Here is an 18,934-nt window from a genome sequence, read left to right as displayed (position 1 = left end):
GTGGTGTGGCCCCTCCGGCCGATTGATCAGCGGGCCGTGTAGGCGCCGTCCACCAGGTGGTAGCTGCCCTGGACGAAGGAGGCACGGTCGGAGAGGAGGAAGACGATGACCTCGGCGACCTCCTCGGCCTTGCCGAGGCGGCCCACCGGGTGGGCCGCGACGAGGGCGTCGTGGCCTGCCTGGTCCTTGCCGGAGATGAGCGGCGTCTCGATGAAGCCGGGGCCCACCGCGTTGACGCGGACGCCCTGCGCCGCGTACTCGATCGCCGCCGTCTTCGTGAGGCCGACGACGCCGTGCTTCGCGGCGACGTAGGCGGCGGCGTGCGGGAAGCCGACCGAGCCGAGGATGGACGCCGTATTGACGATGGCTCCCTTGCCCGCTGCGGCCATGACAGGGATCTGGTAGCGCATCCCGTAGAAGACACCGTTGAGGTTGGTCGCGACGACCTTCTCGAAGGCCGTTATCTCGGTCTCCCCGATCGGGGTGCCCTCGCTGCCGATACCCGCGTTGTTGACCGCGAGGTCGAGGCCGCCGAAGGTGTCGACGGTGAAGTCGACGGCCGCCTTGACGGAGGCCGGGTCGGTGACGTCGACGGCCACGGCGGCGGCCTCTGTGCCCTCCTCCTTCAGCGCGGCGACGGCCGCTTCGGCGCCGTCCTTGTTGTAGTCGGCGACGACGACCTTGGCGCCCGCGCGGCCGAGGCGCTGGGCGGTGGCGAGGCCGATTCCGGAGGCTCCGCCGGTGACGAAAGCGGTCTGGCCGGCGAATTCGGTGGGGTCGATGGTGCTCATGGTGTTTCGCTTTCCGTGCTGTGCTGCGGCGGGCCGGAACTCCGGCCCACCTCGGTGACGAAGACCCTGTAGACGCGGTCGACGAGGGTGCGGATGTCCTCGCCCTCCTCCTGGCCGCCCCGCACCCACAGGCGCAGGGCGGCGATGAAGACGCCCGCCGCACCACCGACGACGGCCGCCGGGCGCGGATCGCGCGCGGGGTCGACGCCGAGGCGCGCGGCGACGATGCGTACGGACTCGGACTGGGCGGCGACCCTGACCCGCTCGAAGGCGGCGAACATGGTGGGTTCGCTGTCCACGAGCGCGTAGATCCCTGGGGTGCCCGGCCAGTGCAGCCAGCCGCCCTCGGGATCGGCGAGCCAGTCGTCGACGGCCGCGCGGTAGGCGAGCAGGGGCGGCTCGTCCGCGGGGCGCGCCCGCAGGGCGGCGTTGATCCGCTCCGTGTCGGCCCGGACGAAGTCCAGCGCCGCCTCCTCCTTGCCGGAGAAGTAGCGGCTGAACGTGCGCCGGGTGACGTCCGCGCGCTCGGCGATGGCCTCGACGGTCACGGAGTCGAGCCCCTCTTCGAGGATCAGCTCCATCGCCGCGCGGGCCAGCGCCTCCCTGGTCCGCAGCGCCTTGCGGTGCCTGCGGTCCCCGGGTGCGGGCGACGGCGCCCGCCGCGTCTCCTCGGCCTTCATGCCTTCCACCGTACTCCTTTTTGTCTCATGGGGACATGTGTCCCGTCGGGACTTTTCGCAGCTGGGGCCTGGTCGAGGCCCAGGCCCGGCCGGCCGCGGGGCCGCGAGCACGGCGAAGGGGCCGCACCCCCGGACTGGGAGTGCGGCCCCTTCGGGCCGTACGTGGACGAGCGGCGCCCCGCGCGCGCTCAGCGGATCTCGGTGATCTCCGGGCCGCGGGCGAGCTGGCCCATGTCGCCGGAGAAGCGTGAACCGGCGCCCTGGCGGTCCTGCTGCACACCCTCGGGCACCATCTGCGCGTCCTCGGGAAGCTTGAGCACGATCGGGTCGCGAGGGGCCATCGGGCCGTCGCCCCGTACCACCACCGTGTCCCGCACGATCTGCTCCAGGACCCCGGCGGCCTGCGGCTGCACCGCGCCCTGGCCCGAGATGACCCCGCGCAGGAACCAGCGGGGGCCGTCGACGCCGACGAAGCGGACGACCTGCTGGCCGCTCTTGCCGTCCGGGAGCTGGATCGGGACCTGGGCGCGCAGCTCCCAGCCGAGCGGGCCCTCGATCTCGTCGATCAGGCCGCCCTGGCGGGTGATGCCGCTCGCGATCTCCTCGCGCACCTCGCCCCAGATGCCCTCGTTCTTGGGCGCCGCGAAGCCCTGGAGCTGTACCGCGCTGTCGCCGAGGACGACGGTGGCGGCGACGATCGCGTCGCCCGCGACCTCCACCCGCAGCTCCATGCCCTCGACACCGGGCACGAAGAGGCCGCCGAGGTCGACGCGCCCCTCGCCCGGCTCGTGCAGCTCGGAGACGTCCCAGGGCCCGTCGGGCCGGGGGGCGGGCGGAAGGCCGCGACGCACCGATGCGGAATCCTCATCGGCGGCCTGCGCGTCCGCGACCTGCTCGGTCTCGCTCTCCGCGTCTTCCGCGGCACTGCTCTTCTTGCGACGTCCGAACACGTCACTGTCCTTCCCGGTCGGATACGACCGAAGCGTAACCGTTCCCACCCGCGCCGTCGCCCACGGCCGCATGCCCGCCCGTGGACCCGAAGCCACCCGCCGCGCGCACCGAACCGGGGAGTTCGGCGACCTCCCGGAACGCGGCCCGCTCGACGCGCTGGATCACCAGCTGGGCAATACGGTCGAAGCGCTCGAACCGCACGGGCTCGCGCGGATCGAGGTTCACCACGATCACCTTGATCTCCCCACGGTACCCGGCATCCACCGTCCCCGGGGCATTCACGAGCGCCACTCCGCACCGGGCGGCGAGCCCCGAGCGGGGGTGCACGAAGGCCGCGTGGCCCTCGGGGAGCGCGAGCGCGATGCCGGTCGGCAGGACCGCACGCTCGCCCGGGGCGAGCACGGCGGCCTCGGTCGTGACGAGGTCGGCGCCCGCGTCGCCCGGGTGCCCGTAGGCGGGGAGCGGCACCTCGGGGTCGAGCCGCCGCAGCAGCACGGTCAGGGGCTCAGGGTTCACTGTTGACTCCGGTGACTTCTGTCCGGCGGCACGGACGGGTGCGGGCGGCACGGACAGGTACGGACGGGTGCGGGCAGCACGGACGGGTACGGATGGGTACGGGCGGCACGGACGGGTACGGCGTGCGCACGTTCGGTGTTCGGCGCCCGACCCTACCCGCGCGCGGGAGGCCACAGCGCGCCGTGCCAAGCTTGGATTCATGCAGCCTTACGAAGAACGTCTGACGGCGCCCCGTTCGTGGTGGGCGGTCTGTGTCCTGGTCGGGATCGTCTGCGCCCTCGTGGCCCTGCCGTTCGGGACCCTTCCCCTGCTGGGCGCGCTCGTCGCGGGAGCCGCCGTCTCCGCGGTCCTCACGAGTTCGTACGGCTCGGTGCGGATTCGCGTCGTGAACGGCTCGCTCGTCGCCGAGGAGGCGAAGCTCCCCGTGGCCGCGCTGGGCGAGGGCGAGATCCTGGACAGCGAGGCGGCGCGCGAGTGGCGGCTGCACAAGGCGGACCCGCGGGCATTCATGCTGCTGCGCGCCTACATCCCGACGGCGGTCCGCATCCCGGTCACCGACCCGGCCGACCCCACCCCGTACCTCTACCTCTCCACGCGCGAGCCGCGGCGGCTCCTGGACGCGATCGAGGCGGCCAGGCAGACGAGCCCCGCGGCCTGACGCGCTCGCGCGGCCGCGGGCCGTCGCCGCGCCCCCGCCCTCAGGGCTTGACCAAGACTTTGGGGTCAGCCGCGCTCGGGACGGGGCCCCGGCAGCCCCGGGTACGGCTCGTCGGGCGCCTCCAGCGCCGGCAGCCCCTCCAGGCGCTCCCACGGAATCGCCCGCTTCCGCAGGTCGTCGCGCACGTGCTCGGCGAGCTTCCTCGTGTCCCTGCGGTTCATGTACGCGCCCACGGCCGCGCCGATGAGGAACGGCACGAGGTTGGGCAGATTGCGGATCGTCCGCTTCATGATCTGCTGCCGCAGCTCGCGCGCCGCCTGCCCGCTGAGCCCGCCCGCCGTGAGCGAGAGCGGCTTGCTCAGGTCGACGCCGCGCTCCTGCGTCCAGGCGGTGAGGTAGGCGGCACTGCGCTGCCCTCGCGTGCCGGGCGGGCGGTGCCCGTAGACCTCGTGGAGTTCGGCGACGAGCTTCAGCTCGATCGCGGCGACCGCGGTGATCTCGGCGGCGAGTTCGGCGGGGAGCGCGGGCGGCACCGGCATCATCGCCGCGGCGCCGATCGAGGCGCCGACGGCGGAGGCCGAGTGGGCCGCGCCCTTGACGAGTTTGTCGGCCAGTTCCTCCGGGCCGAGGCCCGGGAACTGGCGGCGAAGAGTGGCGAGATCGCGCACCGGGACGCGGGGCGCGGTCTCGATGATGCGGTCGGCGAGGAAGCCGACCGCCGCGCGGGCGGAGTCACGCCCGCGCCTGAGCCCCTGCCCCACGCCGGAGCGCAGAGCGGTGAGCCTGCCGCCGCGCGCGGGCTTCTCGCCCCGCGTGGCCGCCGTGTCCCGCCCGGGGGCGGTGTCCGGCTCCTCGACCCCGCCGGGGGGCTGCTGAGCCGGGAGAAAGGCCGCAGCGGCGTCCCGCTCGTCGAGCGAGGCCGCCCGGCCTCGCTCGTTCTCGCGTGCACGCCGCTCCGGGCCGTCGGGCGACGCCGAGCGCCGCCGCTTCCAGGGAGGGGTCGAGCCGGTCACGGCCGCCCCGCCCTCAGTCGCAGTCGCGGCAGATCGGCTGCCCGTTCTTCTCCCGCGCGAGCTGGCTGCGGTGGTGCACCAGGAAGCAGCTCATGCAGGTGAATTCGTCCTGCTGCTTGGGCAGGACGCGGACCGCCAGCTCCTCGTTGGAGAGGTCGGCCCCTGGCAGCTCCATCCCGGCCGCCTCCTCGAACTCGTCGACATCGACGGTCGAGGTGGTCTTGTCGTTGCGCCGGGCCTTCAGCTCTTCGAGGCTGTCCTCGTTGAGGTCGTCATCGGTCTTGCGTGGAGTGTCGTAGTCCGTAGCCATGTCGCTCTCCCCCTCTGGGTTCTGTGCGGTGTCTCAGCGCTCGTAACGCGTGAGAGGCCGGACTTGTGCCCGACCCGAGGCGGAGATTTTGCCTCACATCAAGGTCTGTTACTCAATCGACACTTCTTCCGCCCCCTTGACCAGGGGCGTATGGAAGTGCTGGTGCGCACCGTAACCGGTACGACAGTCGCACCGGGGACGGGCCTCCCCGTGTACTTCCCGTGATCGACCCCCGCGAAAACCCCGATTTTCCGGGCGATTCGGGGCTCTCAAGAGTCACCCACTGTGAATGTCCGAAAATCCGCTCTTGTGATCGATCACACAGGTCGAACGCGGACCCAGGTCCCGAAAATTCCTCCCAAAGCGAACAAGGCGACCAGGACCCGGCGCGCCGCCTCCCGTGTCGGGCGACCCGGGGAACACGTATCGCATTCCTCCGGACACGTTCCGCTCACAGCGGGAGTGTGACCCGCATCACGAGCCCGCCCCCCTCCCGTGGCTCCGCGTGGATGCGCGCGCCGTGCGCGCGGACGATGGAGCGCACGATCGACAGGCCGAGGCCCGCGCCCTTGTCGCTCCCCGTGCGCTCGGTGCGCAAGCGGCGGAAGGGCTCGAAGATGTTCTCGATCTCGTACGCGGGCACGACGGGCCCCGTGTTGCTCACGACGAGCACCGCCTGCCCGTGCTGGGCCTCGGTGGTCACCTCGACCCAGCCGCGCTCGGGAGCGCCCTCCTTGCTGAGCCGGTCCGCCGGTGCGGGCGGCGGCACGTTGTACCTGATCGCGTTCTGCACGAGGTTGAGGGCGACGCGCTCCAGGAGCACGCCGTTTCCTTCGACGACCGCGGGAGCCCGCGTGCCCCTGATCTCGACGCCCTTGGCCGCCGCCTCGCCGCGCGCCTGGTCGATGGCGCGGTCGGCGACCTCGGCGAGGTCGACGGGGCCGCGCTCGACGAGCTGGTTGTCGCTGCGGGCGAGCAGGAGCAGGCCCTCGACGAGCTGTTCGCTGCGCTCGTTGGTGGCGAGCAGGGTCTTGCCGAGCTGTTGCAGTTCGGGGGGCGCCTGCGGGTCGGAGAGCTGGACTTCGAGCAGGGTGCGGTTGATCGCGAGCGGGGTGCGCAGCTCGTGCGAGGCGTTGGCGACGAAGCGCTGCTGCGCGCTGAAGGCGCGCTCCAGGCGCTCCAGCATCTCGTCGAAGGTGTCGGCGAGTTCCTTCAGCTCGTCGTCGGGGCCGTCGAGCTTGATCCGCCGGCTGAGGTCGGAGCCGGCCACCTGGCGCGCGGTCCTGGTGATGCGCCCGAGCGGGGACAGGACGCGGCCCGCCATCGCGTAGCCGAAGGCGAAGGCGATGACGCTGAGCCCGAGGAGGGCGAGGAGCGAGCGCGAGAGCAGGTGGTCGAGGGCCCGCTGGCGCTGCTGGTTCACGCAGCTGTTGAGCGCGGCCTGGAACTCGTCCTGCGTGTGCACGCTGCCCGACATGTTCGCGAGCTGCGGGCAGTCGGCGCTGGGGAAGACGACCTTCCCGCTGAGTTCGAAGGGCAGCTTCTGGCCGACGCCGACGGCCTGCACGGCGAGCAGGTAGATGATCGAGAGCAGCAGGATGCCCGCGATGAGGAACATCCCGCCGTAGAGCAGCGTGAGTCTTATCCGGATGGTCGGGCGCAGCCAGGGGAACGGGGGCTCGGCCGCGCTGAACGGGGGGCGGACGGGCTTGGGCGGGACGGGCGGGCGGCCGGGGGGCCGGGGCGCGCGCGCGGCGCCCTGCCGGGAGGGGGACGGGGCCATGAGGGAACTCAGATCCGGTAGCCGGAGCCAGGGACGGTGACGATGACAGCGGGCTCACCGAGCTTGCGGCGCAAGGTCATGACCGTGACCCGGACGACGTTGGTGAAGGGGTCGGTGTTCTCGTCCCACGCCTTCTCCAGGAGCTGCTCGGCCGAGACGACCGCGCCCTCGCTGCGCATGAGCACTTCGAGGACGGCGAACTCCTTGGGCGCGAGCTGGATCTCCCTGCCGTCCCTGAAGATCTCCCTGCGGTTGGGGTCCAGCTTGATCCCCGCCCGCTCCAGGACCGGCGGCAGCGGCACGCTCGTGCGCCTGCCGAGGGCGCGGACACGGGCGATCAGCTCGCTGAAGGCGAAGGGCTTGGGCAGGTAGTCGTCGGCACCCAGCTCCAGGCCCTCGACGCGGTCGCTGACGTCTCCCGACGCGGTGAGCATGAGGACCCGCGTGGGCAGGCCCAGCTCGACGACCCTGCGGCAGACGTCGTCGCCGTGCACGAGGGGGAGGTCGCGGTCGAGGACGAGGACGTCGTAGTCGTTGACCTCGACGCGCTCCAGCGCCGCGGCTCCGTCGTACACGACGTCGACCGCCATAGCCTCCCGGCGCAGTCCGGTGGCCACCGCATCGGCGAGCAACTGCTCGTCCTCGACGACGAGTACGCGCACGTGGCTGGTCCTTTCCGTGGGCGCCCCCGGCACGGGGACGCGGCGCGCGGCCCGCCCTGTCCTGGGCGGGGGGCGGGACGCGCGCGACGAGAGTAGTGGAACCTCCATCCTGCCCCTTTCGGCCATAAACCGGCGGTAAGCCCTTAGCCACGCCTTATCACTGGCCGTGCACGGAGCAGGATCACGGACCGTACGCGGTGGAAACCTGGTGCGTACGGGCGGCGAAATCCATGTATCCGTCCACGAATTCGCAGGGCGTGCGGACTCGGAGGTTTCCGGCCCTGCCCCGCTGGGGATGACCCGAGGACACCCCGCGATCACGTCCGGTACGCGGCACGTCCTCTGGGCGTGCCGTTCCGCTTTGAGCCGAGCGGCACCGGCTGACCGCCCCTGTCTGGCACACCCCGTGCCGCCGACCCACGACCATGACGAGGGGGCGCACCTTGGACGCTTTCACCGCCGCGCTGCTCCAGCGCATAAGGAACACCAAGTCCGACCTCGACCAGGCGCGTCGCAGCGGCGACGACTTCCTGGTGGACGTGGACGAATCGGACCTGGACGACCTGCGCCGGCTCGCCGCCGAGCACGGAGTCGATTTCGACGCCGTGCAGGCCGCCGACCACGCACCGTCCCGCCCGGTCCAGCACGCCTGAGCGGCGGCGGCTCCCCCGGCCGCCGACCGCGAGGTGTCACGTCCTGGCACGTCGCGCATCCGTACGTCGCGCAGGCGAAGGGGCCGGTACGCGCAGCCCGCGTACCGGCCCCTTCGCCTGCCCCGGCCTCTCGCGGCCGCCTCGGTCGTGCCTCAGTCGTGCCAGGCCCCCAGCTCCTCCAGGCGCGCCTGGAGGCTCTCGAAGAGCCCGGGAGGAGCCGCGACGGTCAGCTCGGGGCTCAGCGGCTCGCCCGGACGGCCCCCGGTGAGGGCGCCGGCCTCGCGGGCGATGAGGTCGCCCGCCGCGTAGTCCCAGGGGTTGAGGCCGCGTTCGTAGTACGCGTCGAGGCGGCCGGCCGCCACGTCGCACAGGTCGATCGCCGCCGAGCCGCCGCGCCGGATGTCGCGCACCGAGGTGATGAGCCCGGCGATGACCTCGGCCTGGTGGGCCCGGCGCTCGGCGAGGTAGCCGAAGCCCGTGCCGACGAGTGCCCGCCCTTCCCCGGCCGGGGGCCGCACCCGCAGCGCCCGCTCCCCGAGCCAGGCCCCGCCGCCGCGTACCGCGTGATACACCTCACCGCGCACGGGCGCGTCCACGACGCCGACGAGTGTCTCGCCGTCCTTCTGCGCGGCGATCGAGACGCACCAGCTCGGCAGCCCGTAGAGGTAGTTCACCGTCCCGTCCACGGGGTCGATGACCCACCGCACGCCGCTGCTCCCCTCCCGGCTCGCTCCCTCCTCGCCGAGGACGCCGTCGTCGGGACGGTGCTCGGCGAGGAATCCGGTGATGAGCTTCTCGGAGGCGAGATCCATCTCCGTCACGACGTCGACGGGACTCGTCTTGGTCGCGGCGACCCCGAGATCGGCGGGCCGCGAGTCCCGCAGGAACGCGCCGGCCCTGCGGGCGGCTTCGAGGGCGAGGGGCAGTAGTTCCTGGGCGAGCTGGTCGGGCTGGTCGGGCTGGTCGGTCACGGTTCTCCTGGTGCGCTCGTGTGGGCGGTCGGTTCAGCTTCCCGCGGCCGCGGGGCGCGGCGTCCTGGCGGGGCAGCAGCCGACGGGGCAGACGTCGTGGCTCGGCCCGAGCGCGCCGAGGACGCACCGCGCGGGCGTCTCCCCCCGCTCCGTGGCGGCCCGTTCCAGGACCAGCTCCCGCACCGCGGCGGCGAACCTCGGATCGCTCCCCACCGTCGGCGACCTGCGCACCGGCAGCCCCAGCTCCGCCGCCTTCGCCGTCGCCTCGGTGTCGAGGTCGTACAGGACCTCCATGTGGTCCGACACGAAACCGATCGGCACCATCACGACCGCGGGGACCCCGGCCGCGTGCTCCGCCTCCAAGTGATCGCAGATGTCGGGCTCCAGCCACGGGATGTGCGGGGCGCCGCTGCGCGACTGGTAGACGAGCCGCCATTCATGGTCGACGCCGGTCCGCTCGCGCACGGCGGCGTGGATGACCGCGGCGACGTCGAGGTGCTCCTTGACGTACGCGCCGCCGTCCCCGTGCGCGTCGGGGGCGCCCGAGGTGTCGGCGGCCGAGAGCGGGATGGAGTGCGTCGTGAAGGCGAGGTGCGCCCCGTCCCGTACGTCCTCGGGCAGGTCCGCGAGGGAGCGGAGCACGCCGTCGATCATCGGCTCGACGAAACCGGGGTGGTTGAAGTAGTGGCGCAGTTTGTCGACGACGGGCACCTCAAGGCCCTCGGCCTCCAGTGTCGCGAGCGACTCGGCGAGGTTCTCGCGGTACTGGCGGCAGCCGGAGTAGGAGGCGTAGGCGCTCGTGCACAGGACGGCGACGCGGCGGCGGCCGTCCTTGACCATCTCGCGGAGCGCGTCGGTGAGGTACGGGGCCCAGTTGCGGTTGCCCCAGTAGACGGGCAGGCCGAGGCCGTGCCCGGCGAAGTCGGTGCGCAGCGCTTCGAGCAGTTCGCGGTTCTGGCTGTTGATCGGGCTGACCCCGCCGAAGAGGAAGTAGTGCTGCCCGACCTCCTTGAGCCGTTCGCGGGGGATGCCCCGGCCCCGGGTGACGTTCTCCAGGAAGGGGACGACGTCCTCGGGTCCTTCGGGGCCACCGAAGGAGAGCAGCAGGAGGGCGTCGTAGGGGGCGGCCCCTGAGGTGGTGGGATCGAGAGCTTCGGCCATGCCTCCGATCCTGCCACCAGAGGGACGGGGCACGACGCCCGCCCCGCGCGTGTCCGGGCCCCGCGCAGGGCGCCCCGCCCCGTACCCCCACCGGACCGCGCCCCGTACCCCGGCCGGACCGCGCCCCGTACCCCGGCCGGACCGCGCCCCGTACCCCCGCCGGACCGCGCCGTACCGCCATGTCCCACTCCGCGACGCCCGTGCGAAAAGGCGCCCGACTGCGTAAGCTCACCGGGCCGGGTTCGCTGCTTACTTCTCAGTCCTCCCGACCCCCTCTCCCCCGCACACGACGGTCTCGATCGCCCTGTGCCCGTACGCCTGCCCGGAGCCCGCCTTGCCCAGCCCCTACCGCGCGATCTTCCGCGCGCCCGGCACCCTCTCCTTCTCGGCGGCCGGCCTCATCGGGCGGATGCCGCTCGCGATGATGGGGATCGGTGTCGTCACGATGATCTCCCAGCTCACGGGCAGGTACGGGCTCGCGGGCGGGCTCTCGGCGACGATCGCGCTCGCCGCGGCGGTGCTCGGCCCCCAGCTGTCGCGGCTCGTGGACAGGCACGGGCAGCGGCGGGTGCTGCGCCCCGCGACGCTCATCGGGCTCGCGGCGACGGCGGGGCTCCTGCTCGCGACGGTGTACGAGGCGCCGGACTGGACGCTGTTCGTCTTCGCCGCCGGGATCGGCTGCGTGCCCAGCGTCGGCTCGATGGTGCGCTCGCGCTGGGCCGCGCTCTACCGCGACGAGCCGCGCATGCTGCACACCGCGTACTCCTTCGAGTCCGTCGTCGACGAGGTCTGCTTCGTCCTCGGCCCGATCATCTCGATCGGCCTGTGCACGGCCTGGTTCCCCGAGGCGGGGCCGCTGCTCGCCGGCTGTTTCCTCGCCGTCGGTGTCTTCTGGCTGTCCGGGCAGAAGGCCACCGAACCCGCCGTGCACCCGGCCGAGCGGCACGACCGGGGCAGCGCGATGCGCTCGGTGGGGCTGCGGGTCCTCGTGCTGACCTTCGTCTCGACGGGTGTCATGTTCGGCGCGATCGACGTCGTCACCGTCGCCTTCGCCGAGCACCAGGGGCACAAGGCCGCGGCGAGCCTCGTCCTCGCCGTCTACGCGCTCGGCTCCTGCCTCGCGGGCGCGGTCTTCGGTCTCTTCCACTTCACGCGGCCGCCCGCGCGGCGCTGGCTCATCGGGGTCTGCCTCGTGGGCGTGAGTATGATCCCCCTCCAACTGGTCGGGAACCTTCCGTTGCTGGCCGTGGCGCTGTTCTTCGCGGGCCTGACGATCGCTCCCACGATGACGACGACGATGGCCCTCGTCGAGCAGCACGTGCCCCGCGCGAAGCTCACCGAGGGCATGACCTGGGTGAGTACGGGTCTCGCCGTCGGTGTCGCGCTCGGTTCCTCCGTGGCGGGCTGGGTCATCGACGCGGCGGGGCCGAGGACGGGGTACGCCGTCCCGGGGGTTGCCGGGGCGGTCGCGGTCGTGGTCGCGTTCCTGGGGTACCGCCGGCTGAAGCGGCCGGTTCCGCAGCGGGGAGGGGCGCAGGATGAGCAGCGAGCAGGCAGTGCCGGGAGCGAGCGGGCCGCGGGAGCCGGAGGCGGCGAAGAGGCCGCCGGTGGTCCCGGCGCCGAGGAGCGCGCCAGGGACGGCGCGGCCGAGCGGGACCTGGCGTAACTGGGGCGGCAACATCACGGCGAGCCCGGCCCGCGAGGAGAGCCCCGCGTCCGCCGAGGAACTGGCCGGGGTGCTGCGCCGCGCGGCCGCGCAGGGCCTCACCGTCAAGCCCGCGGGCACCGGGCACTCCTTCACCGCGATCTCGGCGACCGAAGGGGTCCTCGTCCGCCCGCACCTCCTCACCGGCATCCGGCACATCGACCGCGAGGCGATGACGATCACGGTCGAGGCGGGCACCCCGCTCAAGCGCCTCAACGCCGCGCTCGCCCGGGAGGGACTCTCCCTCACCAACATGGGCGACATCATGGAGCAGACCGTCGCCGGCGCGGTCAGCACCGGCACCCACGGCACCGGGCGCGACTCCGGCTCGATCGCCGCGCAGCTCGCCGGTTTCGAACTCCTGACGGCCGACGGCACGCTCCTGAACTGCACGCCGGAGGAGAACGCGGACGTCTTCGCCGCCGGGCGCATCGGCCTCGGCGCGCTCGGCGTCCTCACCGCCCTCACCTTCCGCGTCGAGCCGGTCTTCCTGCTCACCGCGCGCGAGGAACCGATGCCGCTCGACCGGGTCCTTGCCGAGTACGAGCAATTGGTGACCGAGAACGAGCACTTCGAGTTCTACTGGTTCCCGCACACGGACAACACGAACACCAAGCGCAACAACCGCAGCCAGGGACCCGTGCGGCCGGTGCCGAAGCTGAGCGGCTGGTTCGAGGACGAGTTCCTCTCCAACGGCCTCTTCCAGGTGGTCAACTCGCTCGGCCGCGCGGTCCCCGCGACGATCCCGCCGGTCGCACGCGTCTCCAGCCGGGCACTCTCGGCGCGGACGTACACGGACATTCCGTACAAGGTCTATACGAGTCCGCGCCGGGTGCGGTTCGTGGAGATGGAGTACGCCGTGCCGCGCGCCGAGGTACCCGAAGTGCTGCGCGAGCTGAAGGCGATGATCGAGCGCTCGCGCCTGCGGGTGAGCTTCCCCGTGGAGGTCCGCAGCGCCCCCGCCGACGACCTCGCCCTCTCCACGGCGAGCGGCCGCGCCGCGGGCTACATCGCGGTGCACATGTACCGGGGCACGCCGTACCGCGAGTACTTCACGGCGGCCGAGAAGATCTTCACGGCGCACGCGGGCCGCCCCCACTGGGGCAAGGTCCACACCCGCGACGCGGCCTACCTCGCCGAGGCGTACCCGCGCTTCGGGGAGTTCACTGCCGTGCGCGACCGCCTCGACCCCGGCCGTCTCTTCACGAACCCGTATCTGCGGCGGGTGCTGGGGGACTGAGGCGGGGCGGCGGTACGGGTCGGGGACGGCGGCGCGCCGGCGGTGCGGAACGGGCCCCGCGCGGACGACGAAGCCCCCGGCCGCGCCCCGCTCCTGGGGCGGCCGGAGGCTGTGCGCCGCACGGGGAAGGCGCGGCGCTCAGGGCGTCTGCGTCGCCGCGTCGTCCTCGGGCTGCTGCTGGCTCGTGTCGCCCTGGTCGCCCGTGCCGGGGTCCGTGCCCTCGCCGGATTCCTGGCCCGCGCCGGGGGTCGGCCGCGTGGGCTCCGGGGTGGTGCTCGGGGACGGCTGCTGCTGCTCGGGCCGCTTCGTGTCGTCGCCTGGCGTGCTCGGGGCCGTGCTCCCCTCCCGCGACGGGCTCGGGGAGGAGCTGTCGCCCGGTGCGGGCGACGTCGCACCGTCCTTGTGCTCATCCGTCGAGCCGGTGGAGCCCGTCGAGCCGTCCGAAGGCGACCGCTCGGGCTCCGCGGGCGGAGCCTCGTGGTGGCTGCCGCCGTTGCCGCCGAGTTTGCTGATCGTGGAGCCGGAGCCACCGCTCAGGGAGTGCCCGGCGAGGAGTTCGTAGCCCGTGATGCCCGCCATCGAGACGGCGAAGACGCCCACGGCCGTGAGCAGTGGCTTGCGCCAGCCGCGCAGCTTCCGGGGGCTCTGGTGCGTGACGGGAGCGCTGTACGGGTCCGCCCCGGAGCGCGGCGGGCGCGCCGCCCCGCCCTCGCGGGCCGTCCCGAGCACCCGCGTCGCGTCGTCGGCAACCGCGCCGAGCACCCGCGTCGCCTCGTCCCGCGGGACCGCGCCGAGCAGCCGCGTCGCCTCGTCGGCGGGGACGGTGGGCAGCAGGCGCGACGCGTCGTCGGACACGGGCTCCCCCTGCGGCGTACGGAGCACGCGCGTCGCGTCGTCGTGCGGCGCGGCGGCGGGGAGCACGGTCGTCGGATCGGCGTCGGCGACTGCCGGGAGGACCGTCGTCGGATCGGCGTCGGCGACCGCCGGGAGGACCGTCGTCGGATCGGCGTCGGCCGCCTGCGGCAGCGCGGTCGTCGCCTCGGCGCGCGGCGCGGGGACCTCCGCGAGGTGCTGCTCGGGGTGCGCGAGGAACGTCGGCGGTACGGGCTCGCCCGCGCCGTCGTGCGGAACCCCGTGCCGGGGGATGACCTGCCCGGCCGCGTCTCGGAGCTGCTCCCCCGTCCTGCGGAAGAGATGCTGGAAGACGCTGCCGCCCGTGGTCGCCACGATGCTCATGACCCCGGCGCCGATGACCGTGCCGTAGACCCCGAGTTGGGACGCGGCGATCGCGGCGGCGACCGAGGCGACGGCAGAGCCTGCCACCTGGGGCACGCTCAGATCGAAGCGCCTGGCGGGCTTTTGCTCCTCGGGGGCGCCCTCACCCGCGGGCCTCCGCCCGCCACGTATGTGAGGTGTGTCGCCCTTCACGGCTTCCTTCTGCATCTACCTGCCTTACATCGCCTTTCGTCCAGCTTGCCGCAGGAAGTGACTGTCGGGCGAATCGATTGGTTCCGGTTCCGTGGATTTTGTGAAGCGCGCCACCCGGCGGCCCGGCGCCTTCCGCCCGGTGCCCCCGCGAGCGCCCGCGAAACGCGCCGCGCGCACCTCCCCCGGCCCGGCACGTCCCCCGCACGAGGGAAGTTCGGCGGAGCGTCGCCCCACCACGGATGGCCCGAATGGAGTACTGTGGCGAGCCCTGGGTCCGGTCTCCCGTCAGGGTGCCCGGGACTCTTCGCACCGGAGCGGCCGGCCATCCGGCCGAAGCGGGTCCGTCCGCGAGGGGACGACCGGCGGTGGTGGGAGAGTTCCGTCGCCTCTGGGAGTCCGGGTGGTCACTCAGCGTTGCAAATGAGTACCGTGCCATAACGGAGTGTCAGGGCCCCTGCCCGACACGCCGGGCAACTCGGCAAGGTTGTGGCAGGCTGCACCCGGGCAGGCCACACTCGACTAGCGGAAGCAGCGACGCACGTGACGTCGGCAGGCACCACCCGGGAGGTCCCCATGCCCGAACTGCGTGTCGTGGCCGTCAGCAACGACGGCACACGTCTTGTGCTGAAAGCTGCCGACAACACGGAGTACACCCTCGCCATCGACGAGCGGCTGCGCGCCGCCGTGCGCGGCGACAGGCCGCGCCTCGGCCAGATCGAGATCGAGGTCGAGAGCCACCTGCGGCCGCGGGACATCCAGGCCCGTATAAGGGCAGGGGCGAGCGCGGAGGAAGTGGCGCAGCTCGCGGGCATCCCCGTGGACCGCGTACGGCGCTTCGAGGGCCCCGTCCTCGCCGAGCGCGCCTTCATGGCCGAGCGGGCCCGCAAGACCCCTGTACGCCGTCCGGGCGAATCCGCCGGGCCCCAGCTCGGGGACGCCGTGCAGGAGCGGCTGATGATGCGCGGGGCCGACAGGGAGACCGTGCAGTGGGACTCCTGGCGCCGCGACGACGGCACCTGGGAAGTCCTTCTCGTCTACCGGCTCGCGGGCGAGACGCGCTCGGCGAGCTGGACGTACGACCCGCCGCGCAGGCTCGTCCAGGCCGTGGACGACGAGGCGCGGGCGCTCATCGGCGAGTCCGACGAGCTGTCCTCGCCCGAGCCCATGCCATTCGTGCCCCGTATCGCGCGGCTGCCGCGCGAGCGCACGATCGACCGCTTCGACCGCGACCGCCCCGCGCTCCCCGACCGGCCCCCCGCCCTGCCGCAGGCGCCGGCCCCCGAGGACGGCGAGGACGAGGACCACACCCCCGCGGCCTCGGCCGAATCGGGGCGCGACTCGCTCACGAGCCTCCTGGAGGCGGTCCCGAGCTTCCGCGGCGACATGGTGGTGCCCGAGCGGTCCTCCGCCTCCGGCGAGCGCACGGGGCAGGACGAGCCGGAGCGCGAGCCCGAGGTCGAGGAGCCCCCTGCCCCCGCGGCATCGGCGGGTTCGGCGTACGCGGACGTGCTCATGCCGCGTGCGGTCTCCAGCCACCGCGACCGGCTCATCGGCTCCACCGACCGCCAGGCCGAGGCGGACGGCGTACGTCCTGGCCGCCGCGCGGCGGTTCCCAGCTGGGACGAGATCGTCTTCGGCACCCGGCGCAAGAAGCAGGACTGAGCCCGGCACGGGGCACGCTCACCACAGCGCCCGCCCCGCGCCGGGCCGACCGGCTCTCAGCCCCGCTCCGCGCCCGTGGCCACCGGGCGCCCTCCGTCGGCCGTCCACTCCGACCACGAGCCCGGGTAGAGGGCGGCCCGCACCCCGGCCAGCTCAAGGGCCAGCACCTCCTGCGCCGCCGAGACGCCCGATCCGCAGTACACGCCCACGGTGCGGGCACCGTCCGCACCCAAGTCGGCGAAGCGCGCCCTGAGTTCGGCGACGGTCCTGAACCGCCCGTCGGGCAGCACGTTCTCCGCGGTCGGCGCCGACACCGCGCCGGGGATGTGGCCGCCCACGGGGTCGACGGGCTCCACATCGCCCCGGTACCGCTCCGCCGCCCGCGCGTCGAACAGCACGCCCGTGCGCGCCAGTTCGGCGGCGCTCTCCGCGTCGAGCGTGGGCAGCGCGCCGGGCTCGGGCACGAAGTCACCGGGCGTGGGGACCGGCGCCCCGGTCTCCACGGCGCCGGTCCAGGAAGGGAATCCGCCGTCGAGCACCCGTACCGCGGCGTGCCCCGACCAGCGCAGCAGCCACCAGGTGCGGGCCGCCGCCCAGCCCTGCCCGTCGTCGTAGACGACGACCTCGCTGTCCGCGCTCACCCCGGCGGCGCGCATCGTGGCCCCGAAGCCGGCGGGCTCGGGCAGCGGGTGGCGGCCGCGCGGTCCCGGCGGGGCGGCGAGCTGGGTGTCGAGGTCGACGAAGACGGCACCGGGGACGTGCCCTTCGAGGTACGCGGGCCGCTGGCTGGGTTGCCCGAGCCGGTAGCGCACGTCGAGGACGACGGGCGGGCGGGGCCCGGCGAGCGCCGTGGCGAGGCTGTCGGCGTCGATGAGCGGGGAGACGGAGGCCGGTTGCGAAGTGGCCATGGGGTCATCCTGGCCCACCGCACCCGCGCGCACTCCCCCGGCCGCCGCACCCGCCCGCCGCTTCCGCGGCCACCGCTCGCCCCCGCCGCACCCCGCGCACTCCCCCGCCCGCGCGCCCCGCTCCCACCCGCGCGCCCCGTACGTCCCCCGGTGCGCGCGCTCGCGCGGTCGGGGCGGGGCCCGCCGGTCCCGGACAGGTCGTGCACGGCACGAGGGGTGCACAATCGGGTACGCACCGTGGCAGCGGGTGCGCTGGGTGCGGGTGGAGCGGGTGGAGAGCGAGGGGCGATGACCGAGGCACGGGCGGCGAAGGAGCGGGACGGCTTGGCGGGAGGGGCGCAGGGGGGACCGTGCTGGGTGAGCCTCATGGTGCGCGAGCCCGCCGCGGCACGCGCGTTCTACGGGGCGCTCTTCGGCTGGGAGTACGAGGAGGGGCCGCGCGGGCTCGGCCCGTACGGCCGCGCCCTGCTCGACGGACGCCCCGTCGCCGGGCTCGGGCAGCTGCCCACGGGCACGGGCCTTCCGGTGGCCTGGACCACGTACTTCGAGACCTCCGACGTCAATGAGCTGGCCGCCACGGTGCACGCCTGCGGGGGTACGGTCGGGGTCGGGCCGCTCGACTCGCCGGGCGCCGGGCGGCTCGCGCTCGCCTCGGACCCGGGCGGCGCGCGCTTCGGCCTGTGGCAGCCGGCCGAGCACCGGGGCTTCGCCGTGACCGGCGTCCCCGGCGCCCACTCCTGGTCCGAACTCCTCACACGGGACACCGCTTCCATCGCGCCGTTCTACCGCGCCGTGCTCGGCTTCGGCGTACGGCAGGACGACCCCGATCACCTGACGTTCACGCGCGAGGGGCAGCCCGTGGCCGCCGCGCTCGGCGTGGGCCGCTCGCGGGCGCGCGAGCGGGGCGCCGGCTGGCTCGCGTGCTTCGGGGTCGGCGACGTGTCCGCCGCGTGCGCGCGTCTCCCCGGGCTCGGCGGCCAGGTCGTGGAGGAGCCCGCCGATGGGCCGCGGGGGCGCACGGCGACGGTCGCCGATCCGGAGGGCGCGGTCTTCGCCCTCGTCGGGACGGAAGGCGAGCGCGGCTGAGCCGCCTCAGCCCTGCACGGGCAGGACGTCGGGGGAGCGCACGCCCGCCTTCGCCGTCGCGCTCGTCACGCGGCGCAGGTGGTGGCGGCGGCACAGCACCTCGTAACCGACCTCGCCCGCACGGCGGTTGACGTCACCGACGACGACCTGTGCGCCCTCGACGACCATTTCGCCGTCCACCGTACGGGCGTTGTGCGTGGCCCGCGCGCCGCACCAGCACAGCGCCTCGACCTGGAGCGCCTCTATCCGGTCGGCCAGCTCGATGAGCCGCTGCGAGCCGGGGAAGAGCTTCGTGCGGAAGTCCGTCGTGATGCCGAAGGCGAAGACGTCGAGCCGGAGTTCATCGACGACGCGCGCCAGCTGGTCGATCTGGCGCGGCGCGAGGAACTGCGCCTCGTCGACGATGACGTAGTCCACCTTGCCGCCCTGCGAGAGCCGCTCGACGAGGTATCCGTACAGGTCCATGTCCTCGGCCGCCTCGACGGCGTCCGTGACGAGCCCGAGCCGCGAGGACAGCTTCCCCTCGCCCGCCCGGTCGTCCCGCGTGAAGATCACGCCCTGGAGTCCGCGCGCCGACCGGTTGTGGCCGATCTGGAGCGCCAGTGTGCTCTTTCCGCAGTCCATCGTCCCGGAGAAGAAAACCAATTCGGACATCAGCGGACCGGGCCTTTCTGGAACACACGGCGGCGGGGCGGGGCGGTGGTACGGGGACGGGCGGGGCGGTACGCGCCGGGGCGACCCCAGACCCTACGCCAC

At 73.6% G+C, this 18,934-nt stretch carries 19 protein-coding genes; 6 read left to right on the top strand and 13 right to left on the bottom strand.

Features of this window, described 5'->3' with window-relative positions; genetic code table 11:
• Window positions 1-26: 26 nt before the first annotated feature.
• The 4 genes from ACQYWQ_RS23935 to dut form a co-directional block, all read right to left on the bottom strand.
• Complete coding sequence (locus ACQYWQ_RS23935) at window positions 27-791, bottom strand: SDR family NAD(P)-dependent oxidoreductase (RefSeq protein ID WP_431037357.1); 765 nt, start codon at window positions 789-791, stop codon at window positions 27-29.
• Window positions 788-1,471, bottom strand: a complete 684-nt coding sequence (locus tag ACQYWQ_RS23930; RefSeq protein WP_431037356.1) for a TetR/AcrR family transcriptional regulator — start codon at window positions 1,469-1,471, stop codon at window positions 788-790. Before ACQYWQ_RS23930 ends, ACQYWQ_RS23935 begins: the two co-directional genes overlap by 4 nt.
• Before the next feature lie 188 nt (window positions 1,472-1,659).
• Window positions 1,660-2,421 (bottom strand): DUF3710 domain-containing protein, encoded by a 762-nt coding sequence (locus ACQYWQ_RS23925; protein ID WP_431037355.1) that lies wholly within the window; start codon window positions 2,419-2,421, stop codon window positions 1,660-1,662.
• 1 nt (window position 2,422) lies between these two features.
• A complete protein-coding gene (gene dut / locus ACQYWQ_RS23920; RefSeq protein WP_431037354.1) occupies window positions 2,423-2,938 on the bottom strand; it encodes a dUTP diphosphatase in 516 nt (171 codons plus the stop codon).
• 199 nt (window positions 2,939-3,137) lie between these two features.
• Here dut and ACQYWQ_RS23915 point away from each other — a divergent pair, with 199 nt between their 5' ends.
• Entirely contained in the window at window positions 3,138-3,596 is a 459-nt protein-coding gene (locus tag ACQYWQ_RS23915; protein ID WP_431037352.1) for a DUF3093 domain-containing protein, read from the top strand.
• A 65-nt stretch (window positions 3,597-3,661) separates the two neighbouring features.
• Here the strand turns inward: ACQYWQ_RS23915 and ACQYWQ_RS23910 are convergent, their stop codons facing one another.
• The 4 genes from ACQYWQ_RS23910 to ACQYWQ_RS23895 form a co-directional block, all read right to left on the bottom strand.
• On the bottom strand, window positions 3,662-4,609 hold the full coding sequence (locus ACQYWQ_RS23910; protein WP_431037351.1) for a hypothetical protein: 948 nt from the start codon (window positions 4,607-4,609) through the stop codon (window positions 3,662-3,664).
• A gap of 13 nt (window positions 4,610-4,622) precedes the next feature.
• The gene (locus tag ACQYWQ_RS23905; protein ID WP_007821276.1) at window positions 4,623-4,919 is read right to left on the bottom strand and encodes a DUF4193 domain-containing protein; all 297 of its coding nucleotides are present in this window, start codon (window positions 4,917-4,919) and stop codon (window positions 4,623-4,625) included.
• Window positions 4,920-5,370: 451 nt separating this feature from the next.
• A complete protein-coding gene (locus ACQYWQ_RS23900) occupies window positions 5,371-6,702 on the bottom strand; it encodes a HAMP domain-containing sensor histidine kinase (RefSeq protein ID WP_431037350.1) in 1,332 nt (443 codons plus the stop codon).
• Window positions 6,703-6,710: 8 nt separating this feature from the next.
• Window positions 6,711-7,364 (bottom strand): response regulator transcription factor, encoded by a 654-nt coding sequence (locus ACQYWQ_RS23895; RefSeq protein ID WP_008745216.1) that lies wholly within the window; start codon window positions 7,362-7,364, stop codon window positions 6,711-6,713.
• A 443-nt stretch (window positions 7,365-7,807) separates the two neighbouring features.
• Between ACQYWQ_RS23895 and ACQYWQ_RS23890 the strand changes: the two genes are divergently transcribed.
• On the top strand, window positions 7,808-8,017 hold the full coding sequence (locus ACQYWQ_RS23890; RefSeq protein WP_431037348.1) for a hypothetical protein: 210 nt from the start codon (window positions 7,808-7,810) through the stop codon (window positions 8,015-8,017).
• A 152-nt stretch (window positions 8,018-8,169) separates the two neighbouring features.
• On the opposite strand, the gene ACQYWQ_RS23885 is transcribed toward ACQYWQ_RS23890, so the two are convergent.
• Both ACQYWQ_RS23885 and ACQYWQ_RS23880 read right to left on the bottom strand, forming a co-directional pair.
• Window positions 8,170-8,988 (bottom strand): inositol monophosphatase family protein, encoded by an 819-nt coding sequence (locus tag ACQYWQ_RS23885; protein WP_431037347.1) that lies wholly within the window; start codon window positions 8,986-8,988, stop codon window positions 8,170-8,172.
• 33 nt (window positions 8,989-9,021) lie between these two features.
• Window positions 9,022-10,149 carry a ferrochelatase gene (locus tag ACQYWQ_RS23880; RefSeq protein ID WP_431037345.1) on the bottom strand — a complete coding sequence of 376 codons (1,128 nt, stop codon included), beginning with the start codon at window positions 10,147-10,149 and terminating at the stop codon, window positions 9,022-9,024.
• A 334-nt stretch (window positions 10,150-10,483) separates the two neighbouring features.
• Here ACQYWQ_RS23880 and ACQYWQ_RS23875 point away from each other — a divergent pair, with 334 nt between their 5' ends.
• The gene (locus ACQYWQ_RS23875) at window positions 10,484-11,815 is read left to right on the top strand and encodes an MFS transporter (protein ID WP_431037344.1); all 1,332 of its coding nucleotides are present in this window, start codon (window positions 10,484-10,486) and stop codon (window positions 11,813-11,815) included.
• Window positions 11,757-13,094, top strand: coding sequence for a D-arabinono-1,4-lactone oxidase (locus ACQYWQ_RS23870; RefSeq protein ID WP_431039320.1), 1,338 nt, complete (start codon window positions 11,757-11,759; stop codon window positions 13,092-13,094). The genes ACQYWQ_RS23875 and ACQYWQ_RS23870 overlap by 59 nt, the downstream gene beginning before the upstream one ends.
• A gap of 138 nt (window positions 13,095-13,232) precedes the next feature.
• Here ACQYWQ_RS23870 and ACQYWQ_RS23865 read toward each other — a convergent pair whose 3' ends face one another.
• On the bottom strand, window positions 13,233-14,537 hold the full coding sequence (locus tag ACQYWQ_RS23865; RefSeq protein WP_431037342.1) for a hypothetical protein: 1,305 nt from the start codon (window positions 14,535-14,537) through the stop codon (window positions 13,233-13,235).
• A 558-nt stretch (window positions 14,538-15,095) separates the two neighbouring features.
• On the opposite strand from ACQYWQ_RS23865, the gene sepH reads away from it, so the two are divergent.
• Complete coding sequence (gene sepH, locus ACQYWQ_RS23860) at window positions 15,096-16,184, top strand: septation protein SepH (protein WP_431037341.1); 1,089 nt, start codon at window positions 15,096-15,098, stop codon at window positions 16,182-16,184.
• A gap of 56 nt (window positions 16,185-16,240) precedes the next feature.
• On the opposite strand, the gene ACQYWQ_RS23855 is transcribed toward sepH, so the two are convergent.
• The gene (locus tag ACQYWQ_RS23855) at window positions 16,241-17,092 is read right to left on the bottom strand and encodes a sulfurtransferase (protein ID WP_431037339.1); all 852 of its coding nucleotides are present in this window, start codon (window positions 17,090-17,092) and stop codon (window positions 16,241-16,243) included.
• Window positions 17,093-17,380: 288 nt separating this feature from the next.
• On the opposite strand from ACQYWQ_RS23855, the gene ACQYWQ_RS23850 reads away from it, so the two are divergent.
• Window positions 17,381-18,178 carry a VOC family protein gene (locus tag ACQYWQ_RS23850; protein WP_431037338.1) on the top strand — a complete coding sequence of 266 codons (798 nt, stop codon included), beginning with the start codon at window positions 17,381-17,383 and terminating at the stop codon, window positions 18,176-18,178.
• A gap of 6 nt (window positions 18,179-18,184) precedes the next feature.
• Here ACQYWQ_RS23850 and ACQYWQ_RS23845 read toward each other — a convergent pair whose 3' ends face one another.
• Window positions 18,185-18,832: a thymidine kinase gene (locus tag ACQYWQ_RS23845; protein ID WP_431037337.1), complete on the bottom strand. Its 648-nt coding sequence runs from the start codon at window positions 18,830-18,832 to the stop codon at window positions 18,185-18,187.
• Window positions 18,833-18,934 lie beyond the last annotated feature (102 nt).

The sequence above is a fragment of the Streptomyces sp. P6-2-1 genome (assembly GCF_050613165.1).
Classification (GTDB): domain Bacteria; phylum Actinomycetota; class Actinomycetes; order Streptomycetales; family Streptomycetaceae; genus Streptomyces.
The sequence above is the reverse complement of the archived record's forward strand: the minus strand, read 5'-3'. Positions and strand labels throughout refer to the sequence as shown.